This is a genomic window from Flavimaribacter sediminis (assembly GCF_019492055.1).
Classification (GTDB): Bacteria; Pseudomonadota; Alphaproteobacteria; order Rhizobiales; family Rhizobiaceae; genus Flavimaribacter; species Flavimaribacter sediminis.
On record NZ_JAICBX010000001.1, the window covers coordinates 920,855 to 937,898 of the forward strand.

The 17,044-nt window shown below is 58.4% G+C and carries 17 protein-coding genes; 10 read left to right on the plus strand and 7 right to left on the minus strand.

From position 1 onward, the window contains the following. Nucleotides 1-151: 151 nt before the first annotated feature. Nucleotides 152-520 (plus strand): gamma-butyrobetaine hydroxylase family protein, encoded by a 369-nt coding sequence (locus K1W69_RS04360; protein ID WP_220227101.1) that lies wholly within the window; start codon nt 152-154, stop codon nt 518-520. Between the two features lie 5 nt (nt 521-525). Here K1W69_RS04360 and K1W69_RS04365 read toward each other — a convergent pair whose 3' ends face one another. Then, nucleotides 526-984 (minus strand): MarR family winged helix-turn-helix transcriptional regulator, encoded by a 459-nt coding sequence (locus K1W69_RS04365; protein WP_220227102.1) that lies wholly within the window; start codon nt 982-984, stop codon nt 526-528. A gap of 47 nt (nt 985-1,031) precedes the next feature. Here K1W69_RS04365 and K1W69_RS04370 point away from each other — a divergent pair, with 47 nt between their 5' ends. After that, nucleotides 1,032-1,949, plus strand: a complete 918-nt coding sequence (locus tag K1W69_RS04370; protein WP_220227103.1) for an alpha/beta fold hydrolase — start codon at nt 1,032-1,034, stop codon at nt 1,947-1,949. 77 nt (nt 1,950-2,026) lie between these two features. Then, nucleotides 2,027-2,638 (plus strand): pyridoxamine 5'-phosphate oxidase family protein, encoded by a 612-nt coding sequence (locus tag K1W69_RS04375; protein ID WP_220227104.1) that lies wholly within the window; start codon nt 2,027-2,029, stop codon nt 2,636-2,638. 6 nt (nt 2,639-2,644) lie between these two features. Here the strand turns inward: K1W69_RS04375 and K1W69_RS04380 are convergent, their stop codons facing one another. The 3 genes from K1W69_RS04380 to K1W69_RS04390 form a co-directional block, all read right to left on the minus strand. Continuing rightward, entirely contained in the window at nt 2,645-3,706 is a 1,062-nt protein-coding gene (locus tag K1W69_RS04380; RefSeq protein ID WP_220227105.1) for a DUF2332 domain-containing protein, read from the minus strand. Then, nucleotides 3,703-5,322, minus strand: coding sequence for a fumarate hydratase (locus K1W69_RS04385; protein WP_220227106.1), 1,620 nt, complete (start codon nt 5,320-5,322; stop codon nt 3,703-3,705). Before K1W69_RS04385 ends, K1W69_RS04380 begins: the two co-directional genes overlap by 4 nt. A gap of 159 nt (nt 5,323-5,481) precedes the next feature. Continuing rightward, nucleotides 5,482-6,006 (minus strand): tetratricopeptide repeat protein, encoded by a 525-nt coding sequence (locus K1W69_RS04390; protein WP_220227107.1) that lies wholly within the window; start codon nt 6,004-6,006, stop codon nt 5,482-5,484. A gap of 255 nt (nt 6,007-6,261) precedes the next feature. On the opposite strand from K1W69_RS04390, the gene ada reads away from it, so the two are divergent. Next, nucleotides 6,262-7,350, plus strand: coding sequence for a bifunctional DNA-binding transcriptional regulator/O6-methylguanine-DNA methyltransferase Ada (gene ada / locus K1W69_RS04395; protein ID WP_258570803.1), 1,089 nt, complete (start codon nt 6,262-6,264; stop codon nt 7,348-7,350). Between the two features lie 236 nt (nt 7,351-7,586). Then, nucleotides 7,587-9,467 carry a L,D-transpeptidase family protein gene (locus K1W69_RS04400; RefSeq protein WP_220227108.1) on the plus strand — a complete coding sequence of 627 codons (1,881 nt, stop codon included), beginning with the start codon at nt 7,587-7,589 and terminating at the stop codon, nt 9,465-9,467. A gap of 52 nt (nt 9,468-9,519) precedes the next feature. On the opposite strand, the gene K1W69_RS04405 is transcribed toward K1W69_RS04400, so the two are convergent. Together K1W69_RS04405 and K1W69_RS04410 are read right to left on the minus strand one after the other, a co-directional pair. Beyond that, the gene (locus tag K1W69_RS04405; protein WP_258570804.1) at nt 9,520-9,840 is read right to left on the minus strand and encodes a helix-turn-helix domain-containing protein; all 321 of its coding nucleotides are present in this window, start codon (nt 9,838-9,840) and stop codon (nt 9,520-9,522) included. 215 nt (nt 9,841-10,055) lie between these two features. Further along, a complete protein-coding gene (locus K1W69_RS04410) occupies nt 10,056-10,742 on the minus strand; it encodes an HAD family hydrolase (RefSeq protein ID WP_220227109.1) in 687 nt (228 codons plus the stop codon). A 176-nt stretch (nt 10,743-10,918) separates the two neighbouring features. Here K1W69_RS04410 and rpiA point away from each other — a divergent pair, with 176 nt between their 5' ends. The 3 genes from rpiA to gor all read left to right on the plus strand — a co-directional run bounded on the left by rpiA (nt 10,919) and on the right by gor (nt 13,692). Next, nucleotides 10,919-11,611, plus strand: a complete 693-nt coding sequence (rpiA, locus tag K1W69_RS04415; protein WP_220227110.1) for a ribose-5-phosphate isomerase RpiA — start codon at nt 10,919-10,921, stop codon at nt 11,609-11,611. Nucleotides 11,612-11,634: 23 nt separating this feature from the next. Continuing rightward, on the plus strand, nt 11,635-12,189 hold the full coding sequence (locus tag K1W69_RS04420; RefSeq protein ID WP_220227111.1) for a DUF2059 domain-containing protein: 555 nt from the start codon (nt 11,635-11,637) through the stop codon (nt 12,187-12,189). A 111-nt stretch (nt 12,190-12,300) separates the two neighbouring features. After that, entirely contained in the window at nt 12,301-13,692 is a 1,392-nt protein-coding gene (gor, locus tag K1W69_RS04425) for a glutathione-disulfide reductase (RefSeq protein WP_220227112.1), read from the plus strand. A 6-nt stretch (nt 13,693-13,698) separates the two neighbouring features. On the opposite strand, the gene K1W69_RS04430 is transcribed toward gor, so the two are convergent. After that, entirely contained in the window at nt 13,699-14,577 is an 879-nt protein-coding gene (locus tag K1W69_RS04430) for an alpha/beta hydrolase family protein (protein WP_220227830.1), read from the minus strand. Between the two features lie 224 nt (nt 14,578-14,801). On the opposite strand from K1W69_RS04430, the gene K1W69_RS04435 reads away from it, so the two are divergent. Beyond that, complete coding sequence (locus tag K1W69_RS04435; RefSeq protein ID WP_220227113.1) at nt 14,802-15,455, plus strand: gamma-glutamylcyclotransferase family protein; 654 nt, start codon at nt 14,802-14,804, stop codon at nt 15,453-15,455. 133 nt (nt 15,456-15,588) lie between these two features. Beyond that, nucleotides 15,589-16,965, plus strand: a complete 1,377-nt coding sequence (locus tag K1W69_RS04440) for a class II 3-deoxy-7-phosphoheptulonate synthase (RefSeq protein ID WP_220227114.1) — start codon at nt 15,589-15,591, stop codon at nt 16,963-16,965. Nucleotides 16,966-17,044 lie beyond the last annotated feature (79 nt).

A 17,044-nucleotide genomic window follows, 5' to 3' on the forward strand; every position in this document is an offset into this window, starting at 1 on the left:
GTCAGGATGAACTTTAAATATTCCCCCAAACCATCTATGTCGCGCCGGAGGATGTTTTCGTCAAGTCGGCGCTGGCAATTCGTTTCGGGGAAAGGTTTATGCCCGTCGCCGGACAGCGTCAATTCAATCGCCCCGATGACCGGATCGAATCATGTCAAGGCCAAGCGAGATTAGAGTTTCAAAAGACCGGCGGGTTCTGACCGTGAGTTTCGACAGTGGCGAGGTCTATGCGCTGAGCGCCGAAATGTTGCGGGTTCTGTCGCCATCAGCAGAAGTGCAGGGCCATTCTCCCGATCAGCGCGTGACGGTTCCAGGCAAGATCAATGTCGAGATCGTTTCGGTGCAGCCGGTTGGCAACTATGCCGTCAGGATCGGCTTCGACGACATGCACGACACCGGCATATACACCTGGACCTACCTGCAAGAGCTCGGCAGCGATCATGATCGCCTGTGGCGGGCCTATCTCGACGAACTCAGCGACAAGGGGATGACCCGCGAGCGGGCCGACAGGCCCCGATAACGACGTTAATCGTATGGCTCTTCCATATTCGCGATCATGCGCTTCATGACATCGCCGACGAGGTCGCATTCTTCCGGCGTGCTGGTCGACATCGACATTTCGATGAGCCCGACCTCTATATCCAGTCCCCTGCGGGCGATTTCCCGCCCCTTGTCGGTGAGATAAAGCCGGAGGACGCGCTTGTCCCCATTGTCCGGCCGGCGCTCGATCAGTCCTCGTTTTTCGATCTGCGGCAGCAGCATGCTGATATTGGAGCGTCCGACCAGCAGTTTGTGCGCAAGATCCTGCTGGGAAATCCCCTCGCTGCGATAGATGTTCGCCAGAATGTCGAAATGTGGAAGCTTGATGTCCAGCGGCGCGAGTTCCTTGGCAAGACGCTGTTTCACCACATGACAGGCGCGGGCGACGGCGATCCAGTTCCAGAATCTCTTATTGTCCCAGGGGAGTGGTTGATTATTGTTCATGGTTGTACTATATTGTTCATGCTTGAACTGTTTTAGAGAATCCGAATATGACATCTTTCAGTCAAAAGGTCACCCGGCTTGTCTTTGATATTGCTGGACGAATTTCTCCTGATATGGCGGGCGCCATGGCGTTTCGCCTGTTTAGCCACACACCGTCGAAAGAGCCTTCCTCCGTCAAGGCCCGCCGGGCGCTTGACGACGCTCGAAGTCGAATGGTGTCTGCAAGCCGAACACAGCTTGTCATTTCGACCGGCTGCGTCAATGCGTATCATTTCCGTGGCAGCAATCGCATGCACAGCGCCGAAACCGTGCTTGTTGTCCATGGCTGGGGATCGCGGTCGGAATACATGATCGCCCTGATCGAGAAAATCAGGGACAGCGGCCGCAATGTCGTTGCTGTCGATCTTCCTGGGCACGGGCGATCGTCAGGGCGCAGCCTGACGATGGCGAGTGCAGTTGAGGCCATAGACGCGGCCTGGAGGGAATTCGGACCGTTCTCGGCAGTCGTCGGACATTCGTTCGGCGGAGCCGTCGCCCTCAATTCCGCCCGGGGCACGGTTTGCGGCGTAGCGGCGAGAAAGCCCCGCAAGCTGGTCCTGATTTCGGCGCCAAACAACATCGCGGACGTCTTCGTCCAGTTCGCCGAATGGATCGGGTTGCCGGAGGCGGCGCGCAACACGTTTTATGGCCGTGTTCAGAAAGTCACGGGCCGTCCGCTGTCGTGTTTCGTCGGAACACGGCTGCTTGCTGCAATGCCCATTCCCGCGCTTGTCATCCATGCGCCTGACGACAAGGAGGTTTCCTGGAGCGCGGCCGAGGAATTCGTCGCTGCAGGCAGCCATGTCCGTCTGGAAAGGGCCGACGGGCTTGGCCACCGCCGTATCCTCAATGCCCCGGAGATTGGTTCGCTGGTCGCGGAATTCATCGATGCGCGCCCGGTCGACCCTCTGCGGGAAGCGGCTTGAGAGAACTCGGCTGTCGCAATACCGTGACGTTCATGTGACAATGCTCCGGGCATTTCAGAATTACGACCGGAGACTGCATGTCGATCATCGAAACCGTCGGGCAACTGGAAGCGATTTACGGCCTTCCGCAAAAAACCTCTTTGGTCAAAGTCGCCAGCCGGATGACGCCGCACTACGCGCGCATCCTCGAAGCGTCGCCTTTTTGCGCTCTTGCAACCGTGGGGCCGGAGGGGCTTGATTGCTCGCCCCGCGGCGATCTGAGCGGTTTCGTGCGGATTGGCGATGAAACGACGCTGCTCCTGCCTGATCGGCGCGGCAATAATCGCATCGATTCGCTGAGGAACATCGTGCGCGATCCGCGCGTGGCGCTGATGTTTCTGGTTCCGGGAAGCGGCAACGCGCTCAGGGTGAACGGCAGGGCGCAGATCAGCGTCGAACCGTCATTGCTTGCGAGTTTCGAAGTGCAGGACAAAGCGCCGCGCAGCGTGATCGTCATCACCATCGAAGAAATCTACTTCCAGTGCGCGCGCGCGATCGTTCGCTCCAAACTCTGGGACCCCGCGCAACAGGTCGACCCGAAAACACTGCCGAGCGCCGGAGACATCATTGACTCCATGTCCTCGGGAGAGATCGACGGCAAGGCCTATGACGAGGAATGGCCCGGCCGGGCCGCCAAAACGATGTGGTGATTGTCGTCAGGCTTGCCAATCGACCCAGCGGCCATGGAAATCGGCGCGTCCGAGCCGCGTCGTTCGCGCGCCTGGCCATTCAATCATCTGAAGGAGAGCGCCCGGGCGCTGATCATCGGCCTCCATGGACACCCAGAAAAGGGGAGAGTCCCGTCCCGCCTGTTGGCCGGCCTTCTCTATGATGGCGTTGCCCTTCATCCTGGCCTCGTCCGGCAAGTACTGCCAGGCGATGGTATTGAAGACCACGTCGGCGCGTCCGGCGGGGCGCGTGCGAAGACGCTGCTCAAGCCATTCGACGGCGTCGGCTCGATCCACCACGAAGCGGTTTTTACGTGCGAGTTCAATAGCTGCGTCGAGGCGATCGAGTCGGTCCTGCTGATCGGGCCAGGTATACGACCGCAACCGGATGCGGTCGTCTTCCGACCTCAAATCGAAGGGTCTCAAGTCGCAGCCGCGCCTTGCGACGATATCCAGATCGACGGCCGGCGGCAGGCAGCCTTTCCAATCCGGTTCGAGGTGGACCGGAGATGCCTTCTCTCCGTATTCCACGTCGCCGAAGCGGTAATGGAACCGATCCATGAGCAGATTGAGGCCGGCGCTCGCGCCCACTTCCGACAGCCGTATCGGCAAACCGGTTTGCGCCGCGATTCTCAGCAGGGCAGGGTAGATTGCGCTGGACCTGCGAATCTCGTTGGTTTGAGGCGGGCTGTCCAGGCAGTGGTCGACGAATGCCTGATGTCGCAGGATGGCCTGGGCGACAGTGTCGGCGACAATAGCGGGGTCCGGCATTGGTCCATGCGGCGGATAGATGGCCGCAAGGTCGGCGTCGAGGTTGCGAATCACCATCTGGTGAAGTGTTCCGGCCAGTCTCAACGGAATGGAATCGCCACTGCCGGAGATGTCGCCTTTCCAGGTCGCCAGGCGCTGGCGGACGGGCGTTTCAGGCAGGCCGTATTGGGCGATGCTTCTCAGCAATAGCGCGGTGAACGGCGAGCCCAGTTTCTCGCAGGACTCGGCCTGGGACAGGAAGACTGCGTTGACCCGCTCAGGCAGTCGGCCCGGCGTCATCCGAGATTGAGCGCCTGGAAAAAATCGTTGCCCTTGTCGTCGATGACGATGAAGGCCGGGAAATTTTCAACCTCGATCTTCCAGATCGCCTCCATCCCGAGTTCGGGATATTCGACGACGTCGACGCTCTTGATGCAGTCCTGGGCGAGCCGCGCGGCGGGGCCGCCGATCGATCCGAGGTAAAATCCGCCATGGCGGCCACAGGCGTCGCGCACCGCCTTGGAACGATTGCCCTTGGCGAGCATGATCATCGATCCACCGAAGGACTGGAACTGGTCCACATAGCTATCCATGCGTCCGGCGGTGGTGGGGCCGAAGGATCCGGATGCGTAGCCGACGGGGGTCTTCGCGGGGCCGGCATAATAGACCGGGTGATCCTTGAAGTAGCCAGGCATGTCCTCGCCGTTTTCCAGTCTTTCCCGGATTTTCGAATGGGCGAGATCACGCGCCACGATGATTGTGCCGCTGAGGGAAAGGCGAGTCTTTATCGGATATTGCGACAGTTCTTTCAGAACCTGGTTCATGGGCCGGTTGAGGTCGATGTGCACCACATTGTCGGTCAGGCTGCTTTCGTCGATATCCGGCATATACTTTGCTGGGTTGGTCTCCAGCTCTTCGAGAAATACCCCGTCCCTGGTGATTTTTCCCTTGGCTTGCCGATCGGCGGAACACGACACGCCCAAGCCGATCGGCAAAGAGGCGCCGTGGCGGGGCAGGCGGATCACGCGCACGTCATGGCAGAAATATTTACCGCCAAACTGTGCGCCGACGCCCATTTGCTGCGTCAGCTTGTGAACCTCGGCTTCCATCTCCAGATCGCGGAAAGCGTGTCCGTCCTCCGAGCCATGCGTCGGCAATCCGTCAAGATATTTTGTCGAAGCGAGCTTGACGGTCTTCAAATTCATTTCGGCGGACGTGCCGCCGATGACGATCGCCAGGTGATAGGGCGGGCAGGCCGCAGTTCCCAGCGTCAGAATCTTTTCCTTCAGGAATTCGATCAGGCGGTCATGGGTCAATAGCGAAGGCGTGCCCTGGTAAAGGAAGGTCTTGTTGGCCGAGCCGCCGCCCTTGGCCACGAACAGGAACTTGTAGGCGTCCTCGCCCTCTTCGTAGATATCGATCTGAGCCGGCAGGTTGTTGCGGGTGTTTTTTTCCTCGAACATGGCGATCGGCGCAAGCTGGGAATAGCGCAGGTTCTTGTGTTCGTAGGCGTCGAGAACACCCTTCGCGAGCGCGGCGTGGTCGCCGCCTTCGGTCCACACGCGGCGTCCCTTCTTTGCCATGATAATGGCCGTGCCTGTGTCCTGGCACATGGGCAAAACGCCGCCGGCGGCGATGTTCGCGTTCTTCAGAAGGTCATAAGCCACGAACTTGTCGTTTTCCGTAGCTTCCGGGTCGTTGAGTATCGAGGCAAGCTGCTTGAGGTGCGCCGGACGGAGCAGGTGATTGATGTCCGCGAAAGCCGCCTCGGCCAGCATGCGAATGCCTTCCTCGGCGACGGACAGTATCTCCTGTCCCTTGAAACTGTCCACGGTGACGAAGTCGGAGGTCAGTTTACGATAGGGAGTTTCGTCCTTGTCCAGGGGGAACAACTCGGCGGCCGCAATATCTGACATTCATCCAACCTTTCGCTATTGCCGGAGCGCAGCAGGGAGGCTCCTTGATCGGTTGGCATCTAATTATTGGGGGCTGGCGGCAACGTCAATTGTAATCGTTCAAAACAAAACCGGCCGCTTTCGCGGCCGGTTGGAAGTTGCTTTTCTGCTCTGGAACCGTCAGCTTTCGGTGTCCCGGATGTAGTTCGCGATATGTCCGGAAAGCTGCTGGTATTCGCCGCATTCGCGGCTGCTGCAGAGCTTCTGGATCGTCGCCAGCTGTTGCAGCGCGCCTGTCAGGTCGCCTTTCTGGAGAAGCGCTTCACCGTAATATTCACGCACGAGCGTATATTCCGGATCGATCGCCATGGCCTGTCTGTAATATTCCATGCCGACATCGATGCGGCCGAGCTTCCGGTTGGAGAAGCCGAGATAGTTCAGAACGCGCTTGTCGCTCGCGTCTGCGGTCTGCAGCATCTCGATTGCCTTTTCATACTGGCCGGCGTTTGCGAAATCGCGTCCCTGCTGAAACCGGTACTCCATTTCATTTTCGGAATTCTTCCTGACGCATTTCTTGGCCGTCTCATCCCAGACATAGCCGGAATTGCAAGTGTTGCCGCTGTTTCCGGCGGAAAACACCGGTGTAACGGTCATCGTGCCTGCTGTGACGAACAGTGCGGCGCATGTGATTTGAAGTAGCTTCATTTCATTCCCTCTGATGAAGTTGCGTTTCAGCGTTTCAGATCGGATGCCAATCCGGGCTTTGAGTATAGCAAAACTCAGAATTGACGACATTACTACAACGTTACTACCGATATTGAGATAGGGAGAATGGTATTTTTTCAAGGCAGGGTAGAAAATTGCAGATCCGGGTTCGATGGCAAGAACCGGAGTGTGCGTCTTCAGTGTTTGTCGTAGCTTGCGACTTGACGCCGATCCATTAATTACGAGGACAGGACAATGCTGGACCCGACGACGCCGATGAAAAACAATTCGTCAATCGATCCTAACGACGCCCGCTGGGAGGCGGTCCTGAATCGCGATCAATCCGCTGATGGACGTTTCGTCTACGCCGTCGTCACCACGGGCGTGTTCTGTCGGCCGTCATGCCCGTCCAGAAAGGGCTTGCGCAAGAATGTGCGGTTTTACGATGATCCGGCTGAAGCCCGGAAAGACGGGTTTCGTCCATGCAAACGTTGTGATCCGCTTTCCTTGGCTGTTGACGGCAAGCAGGATGCGATCGAGGCGGCTTGCCGGTTGATTGAAGAGAGCGTTGAAATTCCCGACCTCGACGACCTCGCCAGACAGGCCGGCATGAGCAAGTTTCACTTCCATCGCAAGTTCAAGGCTGCGACGGGCATTACGCCCAAGGCCTATGCGGCGGCGACTAGGGCCGGGCGGATGCGCGGCAATCTGGCCTCCGGCGCCTCCGTGACCGAGGCGATCTATGACGCCGGCTACAACGCGAGCAGTCGCTTCTACGATGAAGCGGCAAACCGGTTGGGCATGCAGCCGCGACAATTCCGCGACGGAGGACGCAACGCCGAAATACGGTTTGCGGTTGGAGAATGCTCGCTCGGTGCGATACTGGTCGCTGCCACGGAAAAGGGCGTGTGTTCAATCGAGTTCGCCGATGATCCCGAAATTCTCGTCGCGCGTCTGCAGGATCGTTTCAGCAAGGCGCGCCTCGTCGGCGCGGACAAGGATTTCGAAGAACTGGTCGCCCGCGTCGTCGGGCATGTCGAGAGGCCAGAAGGCTCGCTCGATCTTCCGCTGGATATTCGCGGCACGGCCTTTCAGGAAAAAGTCTGGGCAGCGCTCAGAGCAATTCCCGCCGGCGCCACGGCAAGCTACGCAGACATTGCGGCGACGATTGGCCAACCCGGCGCGCAGCGGGCAGTCGGCGCCGCCTGCCGCTCCAATCCGGTGGCCATGGCGATACCCTGCCACCGGGTCGTGAGGACCGACGGACGCGTCTCGGGTTATCGGTGGGGAATTGAACGGAAGGAAGCTTTGCTGACCCGGGAACATGCCGTGGCGGCGGAATGAAAGAGTGATTCTCGTGGCCCGGTCTTATCCCGATCCTGACCGCCAGGCGATTGAGTGGTGCTTGAATACCTCAGTTGCAATCAAATTTTCATGAGATAGCCCCAATTTTACTATTTTTAACCATGATAATATTGCATGGCATGGCTCGCACACCGTAGCTATGTTTCCGGAGAACGCGGGTGGGAACGCATCTTTCATTCACTCGTTCTTGTACGGGATGAACAACGGAGACTGATATGCGTATGATCGCAACGGCGCTGATTTTTACGTTGGCGGTGGGTCTGGTTTTGCCGACGACACAGCCCGTCAAGGCGGAAAATGGAATTTGGAATATTTTTCGCAACAAGGAGCGGCGTGAGCGACGCCAACAGTTGCGTCAACAGCGCCAGGTCGAAATCAAGCGCCGAAAGACACCTTCCACGCCGACGGTTAAAGTCAGTTCTCCTCGCTACTACAATTACCAGCCCGATTCGATGAAGGCGGTGGACCTGAGCATTCTGGCAGAATCGAATCCAGCCGAACTTCATTCAATGTACCGGCCTCCATCGATCGATCCCATGCAGGAAAGTCGCCAGTATCTCGATGGATATCGTGTCACGGCTTTTCCGGAAGTGGGCGACGCGATTGTTGACTACTACAAGAACAATTCCGGCTTGATATGGGTGTCCGGCGATCAGGCGAACGACCGGGCGCGCATGGCGCTTGATACAATGGCGCGGGCTGACGAGGTTGGTCTCGATCCCGCCATGTATCAGCTGGATCTTCCTGATACAGAATTCGACGCGTACGATATGGAGGCGCGGCGGCGCGAACTGATCCGTTTCGAAATGGATATGAGCGCAAAGACGCTGACCTACATCCTCGATGCGACACGCGGTCTGGTCAATCCCAATGGTCTGTCCGGATATCACGATCTGGAACGCAACACCGTCGATTTTGAACCGGTGATGCTGAAACTCTCTGTCAGCGAGGATGTCGAAAGCGAGCTGTTGAACAGCAACCCGCGCAATGACAAGTTCCTGGCCTTGCAGAAAGAGCTCGGCCGCCTGCAGGAACTCGACGAGAAGGAACATGTCGAGATTGCGGAAGGCACGTTTCTGAAACCCGGAACGTCAAATCCGGAACTCGCCAACGTCATAAAGGCCATACAGCTTAAGGGCTCTGATACCCTGCTGATGAACCACAGCCTGACCTTTGTCGAGTTCGAAAACTCGGGCAGCGACGTCTACACGCCGGAGCTCGTCGGTCTGGTCAAGGATTTCCAGAAGGAAAACGGTCTGAGCGCCGACGGGATCGTCGGTCGCAACACCATCGCGAAGATGGAAGGCGTGACGAACGCCGACAAGATCGAAATGGTGAAGCTGGCGATGGAGCGCCTGCGGTGGCTGCCGAAAGAACTCGGGCCGCGTCGTGTCTTCGTCAATCAGGCAGCCTTCCTGGCCGACTATGTCGAGAACGACAAAGTCGAGTTGTCCATGCGCGTCGTGGTCGGCACCAGGGCCAACCAGACCAGTTTTTTCAGGGACGAAATCGAGACGGTTGAATTTAATCCCTACTGGGGCGTGCCCGGATCGATCATCGTCAACGAGATGCTGCCGCGCCTGCGCAGCAACCCCTATTACCTGGACAGTCTTGGATATGAAGTCACAGACCGGAGAGGGCGCCGCATTTCTTCAGCCAGCGTGAACTGGTATTCGGTTGGCGCGAATTCGATTCCCGTGGATGTGCGCCAGCCGCCCGGTCCGAAAAATGCGCTCGGCGAACTCAAGATCCTTTTCCCGAATTCGCATGCCATTTACATGCACGACACACCGGCCAAGAGCCTTTTCGAAAAAGATATGCGCGCCTTCAGCCACGGATGTATCCGCTTGCATGATCCCCGCGCCATGGCTGCGGCTGTGCTTGGCAAGTCTCGCGAACACGTCGCCGCTCAGATATCACAGGGCCGCAATCTGTCCGAAGAGGTGCCGGTCAAGATGCCGGTCTACATCTCCTATTTTACCGCCTGGCCGGATGACAGCGGTAAGGTCGGATATTTCGCTGACACTTATGAACGCGACAAGTATCTGGGCCGGGCTGTGGAGAAAACCGGCAAGTCCCGCGCCGCCAACGGGTAAGATCAATGCAGATCGGTGGGGCGGCGTGAAGCGTCGGCTCCACCGGAGGCCATCATTCTGACGGGCTTTCGCCGGTCAGAGCTTCTTCGGGCAGATTGAGCGCATTTGCGATGCGGCGAAGAAGTGTTTCATCTGTTTCCTCTCCGCTTTCAATTCTTGCGATATCGATGGTTGTCAGCCCACAGGTCACCGCCAGATCATCAAGACTGTAGCCGAAGGACTCGCGCATGGATCTCACGGCGCTTCCGCGTGTCGTGGATGCGATTTCAGACGTTTCCGAGGTTTTGATATCTGGTTTGACAGTCATGGGTAGCGTTCTCTCAATGTAATCGTGCAATCGAGACGAATAGATGGCTGCGATGCGGGAGGCCATACACGATACGCTACCTTTACGGAGCGGCCGCATGGCTGAAATTGTGAAACTTTTAGTCCGGTTTTCAGATTTTTACAACGCAGGATACAGGCGCATCCATTCGCTCGGCCGGTAATAGGGCCTGTCGGCTTATATGGGCGGTCTGGCGCGAAAGAAAAGGTCTGTACGATTTTTGCATGATCGACGCCCGCGCCAGGTTGTTTTGGTTCAGGCGCTTACGGCTTTTTTCTGTCCGCGGCGTCAACGAGCGTGTTGATCAGTTCCGGCGTCAGCAGATTGAAATGGTCGATGATATGATCAGCGCCCAATTGCTCGACCGGTATGTCGGTGTAACCGAACGTTACTGCGATCGAAGGAACGCGGGCCTCGCGAGCGGCGACGATATCATTTGACGAATCGCCGATCATCACGGCTTTTTCGGCGCCGGACCTGCGGATCGTTTCCAGAATGTGTTCCGGATCGGGTTTGCGAACCGCGATGCTGTCGCCGCCGAGAATCGTCACGAAACTACTCGTGATGCCAAGACGTTCGATCAGCCGCACCGCCAGATGTTCCAACTTGTTGGTGCAGATCGCCATCGGCATGCCCGCGTCACTCAATCGGGACATCGCGGCGTCGAGGCCGGGATAGAGAGCAGACTGACCCGGCATCGATTCTGCGTAGAACGCCAGAAAACGGTCGAACAGCGTTTCGAATTCCTCCGCAGTCACCGATCTTTCGCGCATTTCGAGAGCACGCTGGATCATGACCCTGGCGCCGCGACCAACGAGGAAGCTCATATCGTCATAGTGAACGGGTTCAACGCCGACAGGTTCGATCGCATGATTGAGGCTGGCCATCAGATCCGGGGCCGTATGGATGAGAGTGCCATCCAGATCGAAGATGACTAGCGGTTGCGTCATGGGAGTTTCCAGTTTGGGCAGGAATGGGTGGTTGGTTACGGCAGCGCGGCGGCGAAGGCAAGGCCTTACGCCTGTCATTTCATCCAACTCGACGGCTCAGGCGGTATAACGTCTTTGCTTGTCGACTTCGACGTGCTAACAGCCCGTCACGGTCAATGAAGGGGAGCGGATGGCGCATGGATGCGCGCGCGCTGAAAATCGAGGCGGCGAAGGTCGCGCTGAGCTATGTCGAGGACGGCATGCGGCTTGGCATCGGAACAGGTTCTACGGCCGAGGAATTCCTCAATCTTCTTGCTGAAAAGGTCGATGGCGGGTTTCATGTGAAGGGCGTCCCCACGTCCGAGAAAACCGCCCATCTGTGCGTCCAGCTTGGTATTCCGCTTTATTCGCTCGACGAAATGCCGGAACTCGATCTGACGATCGACGGAACCGACGAAGTCGATGGCGATCTGCGATTGATCAAGGGTGGAGGAGGGGCATTGCTGCGAGAAAAGATCGTGGCGTGCGCGTCCAGCAAGATGATCGTCATAGCAGACGAAAGCAAGCAGGTCGAAACCCTCGGCGCGTTTCCGCTTCCTGTCGAAGCGATGCCTTTCGGGCTCGAAGCCACGCGCATGGCGATTGCCAAAGCAGCCGAAAAGCTCGGGTTGTCGGGCGAGATCGCGCTCCGTCAGGACCGGGACGGACCCTTCGAAACAGACGGTGGACACTATATACTCGATGCATCATTTGGCCGTATTCCGGATGCAGAAGCCCTTTCTGAGTCCTTGAACGCCATTCCGGGTGTCGTCGAGCACGGATTGTTTCTCAATATCGCGTCCGCTGCCATTATTGCCGGTTCCTCCGGCGTGCGGACTTTGACTGCCTAAAGAGATCAGGAGTTATGAACACAATGAACACGGCTACGGGAATTCGCCAACTGAAATTCGCCCTTTGCGGGGCTATGGCGCTGGGGCTGGCCGCGCCGGCCTTCGCGCAGGAACCTTCTGCAGAGCACATCGCCGCCGCCCGCGAGGCGATCAGGGCGCTCGGCGCGACGCAACAGTTTGATGCGATCCTTCCCAATGCGGCCCAGGGCCTCAAGGCGAGCCTGATCCAGACTGCGCCCAACATGCAGGACATCATCGCGGCGACTGTCGATGAGACGGCGATCAGCATGGTTGGTCGCCGCGCTGACCTCGAGAGGGAAGCGGCTTCGATTTACGCGAAGAATTTCTCGATCGAGGATCTGAACGCGATCACCCAATTCTACCAGAGCCCGGCCGGCGAGCAGTTGCTGGAAACCGGGCCGCTTGTCACCCGCGAATTGCTGCGCGCGGCTGAAGTCTGGTCGAATGGCATTTCCCGCGATCTGACGATCCAGACCGAAGAGACATTGCGCGCTCGTCTCGGCGAAGCTCCGTCTGCGCAAACGCCTGAAACGGATGGCGAATCCGACGGAAACTGACAGCCCTCCGGTTTTTCTTCGGTTGCGGCTTCAGCAATGAACAGGCGGCGTCGGGCGTTTTTTGACGCCCCGCCGCTTGACCGCGTTTTCCCATCGACAGGAATGTGAACCATGTCTGACTACGATTATGATTTCTTCGTGATCGGCGGCGGCTCGGGCGGCGTCAGGGCCGCAAGGCTTGCCGCGTCGATGGGCAAGAAAGTCGGCGTCGCGGAAGAGTTTCGTTATGGCGGAACCTGTGTCATCCGCGGCTGCGTTCCGAAGAAACTCTTTGTCTACGCGTCCCAGTTCATTGAACATTTCGAGGACGCGCACGGTTATGGCTGGTCGGTTGGCGAGACCCGGTTCGACTGGAAAGAACTGGTCGCCAACAAGGACAAGGAAATCACCCGCCTCGAAGCGGCCTACCGCAAGGGCCTCAGCAACGCCGGCGCCGAGATCTTCGACAGTCGCGCCGAATTGGTCGACGACCACCGCATCCGCATCGTCTCCAGCGGCAAGACAGTGACCGCCGAAAAAATCCTTCTGGCGACAGGCGGGCGACCCGACGACAGCCACGCGATCAACGGCGGAGAACTGGCGATCACCTCCAACGAGGCTTTTCATCTTGAGCGGCTTCCGAAGTCCATTCTGATCGCCGGCGGCGGCTATATAGCGGTCGAGTTTGCGAACATCTTCCATGGTCTCGGGGTCGAGACGACGCTGATCTATCGCGGTCGGGAAATTCTGAAGAATTTTGACATGGACATGCGCCGCACGTTGCACGCCACGATGGAGGAAAAGGGTATCCGTATCCTCTGCGGAGAGGTGATCGACCGCATTACGCGCTCCGCCGACGAGCGGCTTGACGTGATCACCTCGGGCGATCGCAACCTGAAGGTTGACGAGGTCATGCTGGCGCTCGGGCGCACGCCGAATACGGATGGTCTTGGGCTCGAAGCGGCTGGCGTTGCAACAGACGGCAAGGGCGCGATTGTCGTCGACGAATATATGCGCACGAATGTCGATCATATCTTCGCCGTCGGCGATGTGACCGACCGGGTTCAGCTGACGCCGGTTGCGATCCACGAATCCATGTGTGTCATCGAGACATTGTTCCGGGACAATCCGACCCGTCCGGATCACGATACGATTGCAACGGCGGTCTTTTCCCAGCCGGAGATCGGCACAGTCGGACTGACTGAAGACGAGGCGACAGAGAAGCTTGGCGAGGTCGAAATCTATCGCGCGGTCTTCCGCCCGATGAAACACACCTTGTCAGGCCGGCAGGAGAAGATGGTCATGAAGCTGGTGGTTGATGGTCAGAACCGGAAGGTTATCGGCGCCCATATTCTCGGACCTGACGCCGGCGAGATGGCGCAATTGCTCGCCATACCGATCAAGGCGGGCTGCAGCAAGGAAGATTTCGATCGCACCATGGCTGTTCATCCGACCGCCGCGGAAGAACTCGTCACGATGTACAGCCCAACCTACCGGATCAAGGACGGCGTCCGGGTAGATTGACCAACGCTATCGCGAAGCCGTCATGACCGGTTCGTGGCTCAATACCCAGTTCATGATATCCGGCCACAGCGTTTCCCTGAAACGCGAACGGAAAAAGCCGAGATGACCGATCTTCGGTTCTTTGGTCATGTCCGGCGATAGCCAGACCTCGCTGATATCCGCATTGGAATAATGTTTGAGAAGTCCACGGACGGCGCGCGGCGTGCCCCACTGGTCGTCTGTCATGCCGACGGATAGGAGGGGAATTGTGACGGTGGCGTATCCCTCCCGTGCGCCGACTTGCGGATCGTCGAAGAAATACTCATGGTGATTGCACCATCGGGTCCAGTCCTGGAACACCGAAGAGGGGATGCTCTCGCCCAGTCCCATGAAGGGCATGGTGCGTCCGAAGAAAGCCGTGACAGGCAGGCCGACCAAATTCATGCTGATCAGGTTTTGCCAGGGCGTGTCGGTGCCCCGCCAGTATCCTGAAAGGCTCGCCACCAGGCAGTAGCGGCTGAAGCGCTGCGGGTCGCCACAAATGCCCAGCGCCTGACCGCCGAAGGATTGCCCGACGCCGACCATTTCGTGGCCGGGGGCTTCCTGATCGAGCCGCCGCATCGCAGCCGCCATGTCCTGTATCGCCCAGTCGCGCATGTTGATGCGCTGCGTCCAGCCCTTGGGCCTTGGCGATTGCGGGGTGCCGCGATAGTCGTAGGTCAGCACGGCGCGACTGCCGTTCTCGATCAGGGCTCGGGCAAAGGCCGCGTAAAATCCGCGCGGAGCGCCCGTTGCAGACGATATCAGCACGGACGGTTTCGAGTTCTCTCCGCTCTCTGCGGTAAAAAGAGTTCCGGTCAGCGGAAATCCGTCATCGCATTCGAATGTGACGATGGTCTCTCTCACCGGAGGTTCGCCGGCCATTGCTGCTGCCGGCGCAGTGATGCTTTCCTGTTGTGAAACAATCGCTTCCTGTCCGGGGTTCATAGTCAGAATCCGTTTTCCATCAAGATTGAAAATTGTTGTCGATCACGTTTGCCGCGAACTCTAGCATTGACGTTTACGTCAAAGTCAATACGGAAGGATATTCCTGTTGTGAAAAATACAATGTGGCTGTAGCAGATGCTCCCATGACTGCTGAGCAATCCCCTGTGACCGATATGAATGAATTGCGGGAACTCGCCGAGGAGGGGCGTCTTGTCGCCTATTTCGGCTACGGATCGCTAGTCAACCGGCGAACCCTGAGGACGGCGTTTCTCGGCGCGTCCGCGGCGCGCGTAACGGGCTGGCGGCGATGCTGGCGTCCGCGTGATCCCGAACTGGCCGCTCTCGGCCACGACGCGTCGTTGCTGAGCGCGCGACCGCAGGAAGGCTTCGTGGTGGAAGGTCTCGTCGTCTATGATCGGCTCGACCACCTGCCTGAGGTGGACAGGCGGGAGACCGGCTACAACCGCGTCAGCGTGGCGCCGGATCGCCTTGATTTCGTTGGCGGCGCGCTTGCCGACTGTCCGGTCTATATCTACGAGGCGAAGACAAACGATGCGGTTGATGATCCGGGCCACCCCATCCTGCAGTCCTATCTTGACGCGGTATTGCAGGGATTTCTCGTCGAATTCGGCGAGGCGGGCGTACGCGGCTTTGTCGAGAATACGCTCGGTTTCGAGCGGCCGGTGCAGAGAGACAGAAAAAGTCCGATCTATCCGCGTTCGGTTGAATTGTCCGCCGCCGAGACGGACTTGTTCGACGGATTGCTGCTTCGGCGCGGCGTAACCTGGCTGGATTGACGGTCCCGATTTGGCCGTCTTGCCGCATTATCACGTGGCGAGGCGATATTGGCTGGCAATAGCCGGCAATAGCCGTTATAAGCGCGCCTCTGAGACGAAAGGGCCTCGCAAAAACAACGGACAGGTGAGTGATATGGCACAAAAATGGACACCGGACAGCTGGCGCAGCAAGCCGATTCTCCAGGTGCCGGATTTTCCGGACAGCGCAGAATTGGAAAAGACCGAGGCGCGTCTCGCAACCTATCCGCCGCTCGTTTTTGCAGGTGAAGCCCGCAAGCTCAAGTCGATGCTCGCCGACGTGGCCAACGGCAACGGTTTCCTGCTTCAGGGCGGCGATTGCGCGGAGAGTTTCGCCGAACACGGCGCGGACAATATTCGTGACTTCTTTCGCGTGTTCCTGCAGATGGCGGTCGTGCTGACCTTCGGTTCGCAGCAGCCCGTGGTCAAGGTCGGACGCATCGCCGGCCAGTTCGCAAAGCCGCGCTCTTCGAATACCGAAACGATAGACGGCGTTGAACTGCCGAGCTATCGCGGCGACATCATCAACGGCATCGAGTTTGACGAAGGGTCTCGTATTCCCGATCCGCAGAGACAGGACATGGTCTACCGCCAGTCGGCGGCGACGCTCAACCTGCTGAGAGCCTTCGCGCAGGGCGGTTACGCCAATCTGGAGAACGTGCATCAGTGGATGCTCGGTTTCGTCAAGGACAGCCCGCAGGCAGAGCGTTACCGCAAGCTGGCGGACCGCATTTCCGAAACCATGGATTTCATGAAGGCGATCGGCATTTCCGCCGAGAACCATCCAAGTTTGCGTGAGACCGATTTCTTCACCAGTCACGAGGCTCTGCTTCTGGGATACGAGGAGGCGCTGACGCGCACCGACTCCACGTCGGGCGACTGGTACGCGACTTCCGGACACATGATCTGGATCGGCGACCGCACGCGCCAGCCGGACCACGCCCACGTCGAATATTGCCGCGGCGTGAAGAATCCGCTCGGTCTCAAATGCGGCCCCAGCATGACGCCGGAAGGACTGCTTGAGCTGATCGATCTTCTCAACCCGCAGAACGAGGCCGGCCGGCTCACGCTGATCGCCCGTTTCGGACATGACAAGGTGGCGGAACACCTTCCGAAGCTGATCCGCGCCGTGGAGCGGGAAGGCAAGAAGGTCGTCTGGTCCTGCGATCCGATGCATGGCAACACGATTACGCTGAACAGCTACAAGACCCGCCCGTTCGAGCGTGTTCTGTCGGAAGTCGAGAGCTTTTTTCAGATCCATCGTTCGGAAGGCACGCATCCGGGCGGCATCCATATCGAGATGACGGGCAAGAACGTCACCGAATGCACCGGCGGCGCGCGCGCGGTGTCCGCCGAAAATCTCTCCGATCGGTACCATACGCATTGCGATCCGCGGCTCAACGCCGACCAGTCGCTTGAACTCGCCTTCCTGGTGGCCGAGCTTCTCAAGGGCGGGCGCGATCAGGACATGCGCGCCGCCGCCAACGGCTGATTGATCCCGCGAAAGGGGATTTGGTCCCCTTTCGTTCCGTATCCATCAAATTCGTTGAATGGCAATTCAAAAGAACTGC

What these genes read in the sequence shown, in the direction of transcription:
- K1W69_RS04390 (WP_220227107.1), bottom strand. Translation starts at nt 6,006, where the DNA reads ATGAAGCTACTTCAAATCACATGCGCCGCACTGTTCGTCACAGCAGGC.
- K1W69_RS04375 (WP_220227104.1), top strand. Translation starts at nt 2,027, where the DNA reads ATGTCGATCATCGAAACCGTCGGGCAACTGGAAGCGATTTACGGCCTT.
- K1W69_RS04400 (WP_220227108.1), top strand. Translation starts at nt 7,587, where the DNA reads ATGCGTATGATCGCAACGGCGCTGATTTTTACGTTGGCGGTGGGTCTG.
- K1W69_RS04365 (WP_220227102.1), bottom strand. Translation starts at nt 984, where the DNA reads ATGAACAATAATCAACCACTCCCCTGGGACAATAAGAGATTCTGGAAC.
- K1W69_RS04370 (WP_220227103.1), top strand. Translation starts at nt 1,032, where the DNA reads ATGACATCTTTCAGTCAAAAGGTCACCCGGCTTGTCTTTGATATTGCT.
- gor (WP_220227112.1), top strand. Translation starts at nt 12,301, where the DNA reads ATGTCTGACTACGATTATGATTTCTTCGTGATCGGCGGCGGCTCGGGC.
- K1W69_RS04380 (WP_220227105.1), bottom strand. Translation starts at nt 3,706, where the DNA reads ATGACGCCGGGCCGACTGCCTGAGCGGGTCAACGCAGTCTTCCTGTCC.
- K1W69_RS04385 (WP_220227106.1), bottom strand. Translation starts at nt 5,322, where the DNA reads ATGTCAGATATTGCGGCCGCCGAGTTGTTCCCCCTGGACAAGGACGAA.
- rpiA (WP_220227110.1), top strand. Translation starts at nt 10,919, where the DNA reads ATGGATGCGCGCGCGCTGAAAATCGAGGCGGCGAAGGTCGCGCTGAGC.
- K1W69_RS04360 (WP_220227101.1), top strand. Translation starts at nt 152, where the DNA reads ATGTCAAGGCCAAGCGAGATTAGAGTTTCAAAAGACCGGCGGGTTCTG.
- K1W69_RS04435 (WP_220227113.1), top strand. Translation starts at nt 14,802, where the DNA reads ATGACTGCTGAGCAATCCCCTGTGACCGATATGAATGAATTGCGGGAA.
- K1W69_RS04420 (WP_220227111.1), top strand. Translation starts at nt 11,635, where the DNA reads ATGAACACGGCTACGGGAATTCGCCAACTGAAATTCGCCCTTTGCGGG.
- K1W69_RS04440 (WP_220227114.1), top strand. Translation starts at nt 15,589, where the DNA reads ATGGCACAAAAATGGACACCGGACAGCTGGCGCAGCAAGCCGATTCTC.
- K1W69_RS04410 (WP_220227109.1), bottom strand. Translation starts at nt 10,742, where the DNA reads ATGACGCAACCGCTAGTCATCTTCGATCTGGATGGCACTCTCATCCAT.
- K1W69_RS04405 (WP_258570804.1), bottom strand. Translation starts at nt 9,840, where the DNA reads ATGGCCTCCCGCATCGCAGCCATCTATTCGTCTCGATTGCACGATTAC.
- ada (WP_258570803.1), top strand. Translation starts at nt 6,262, where the DNA reads ATGCTGGACCCGACGACGCCGATGAAAAACAATTCGTCAATCGATCCT.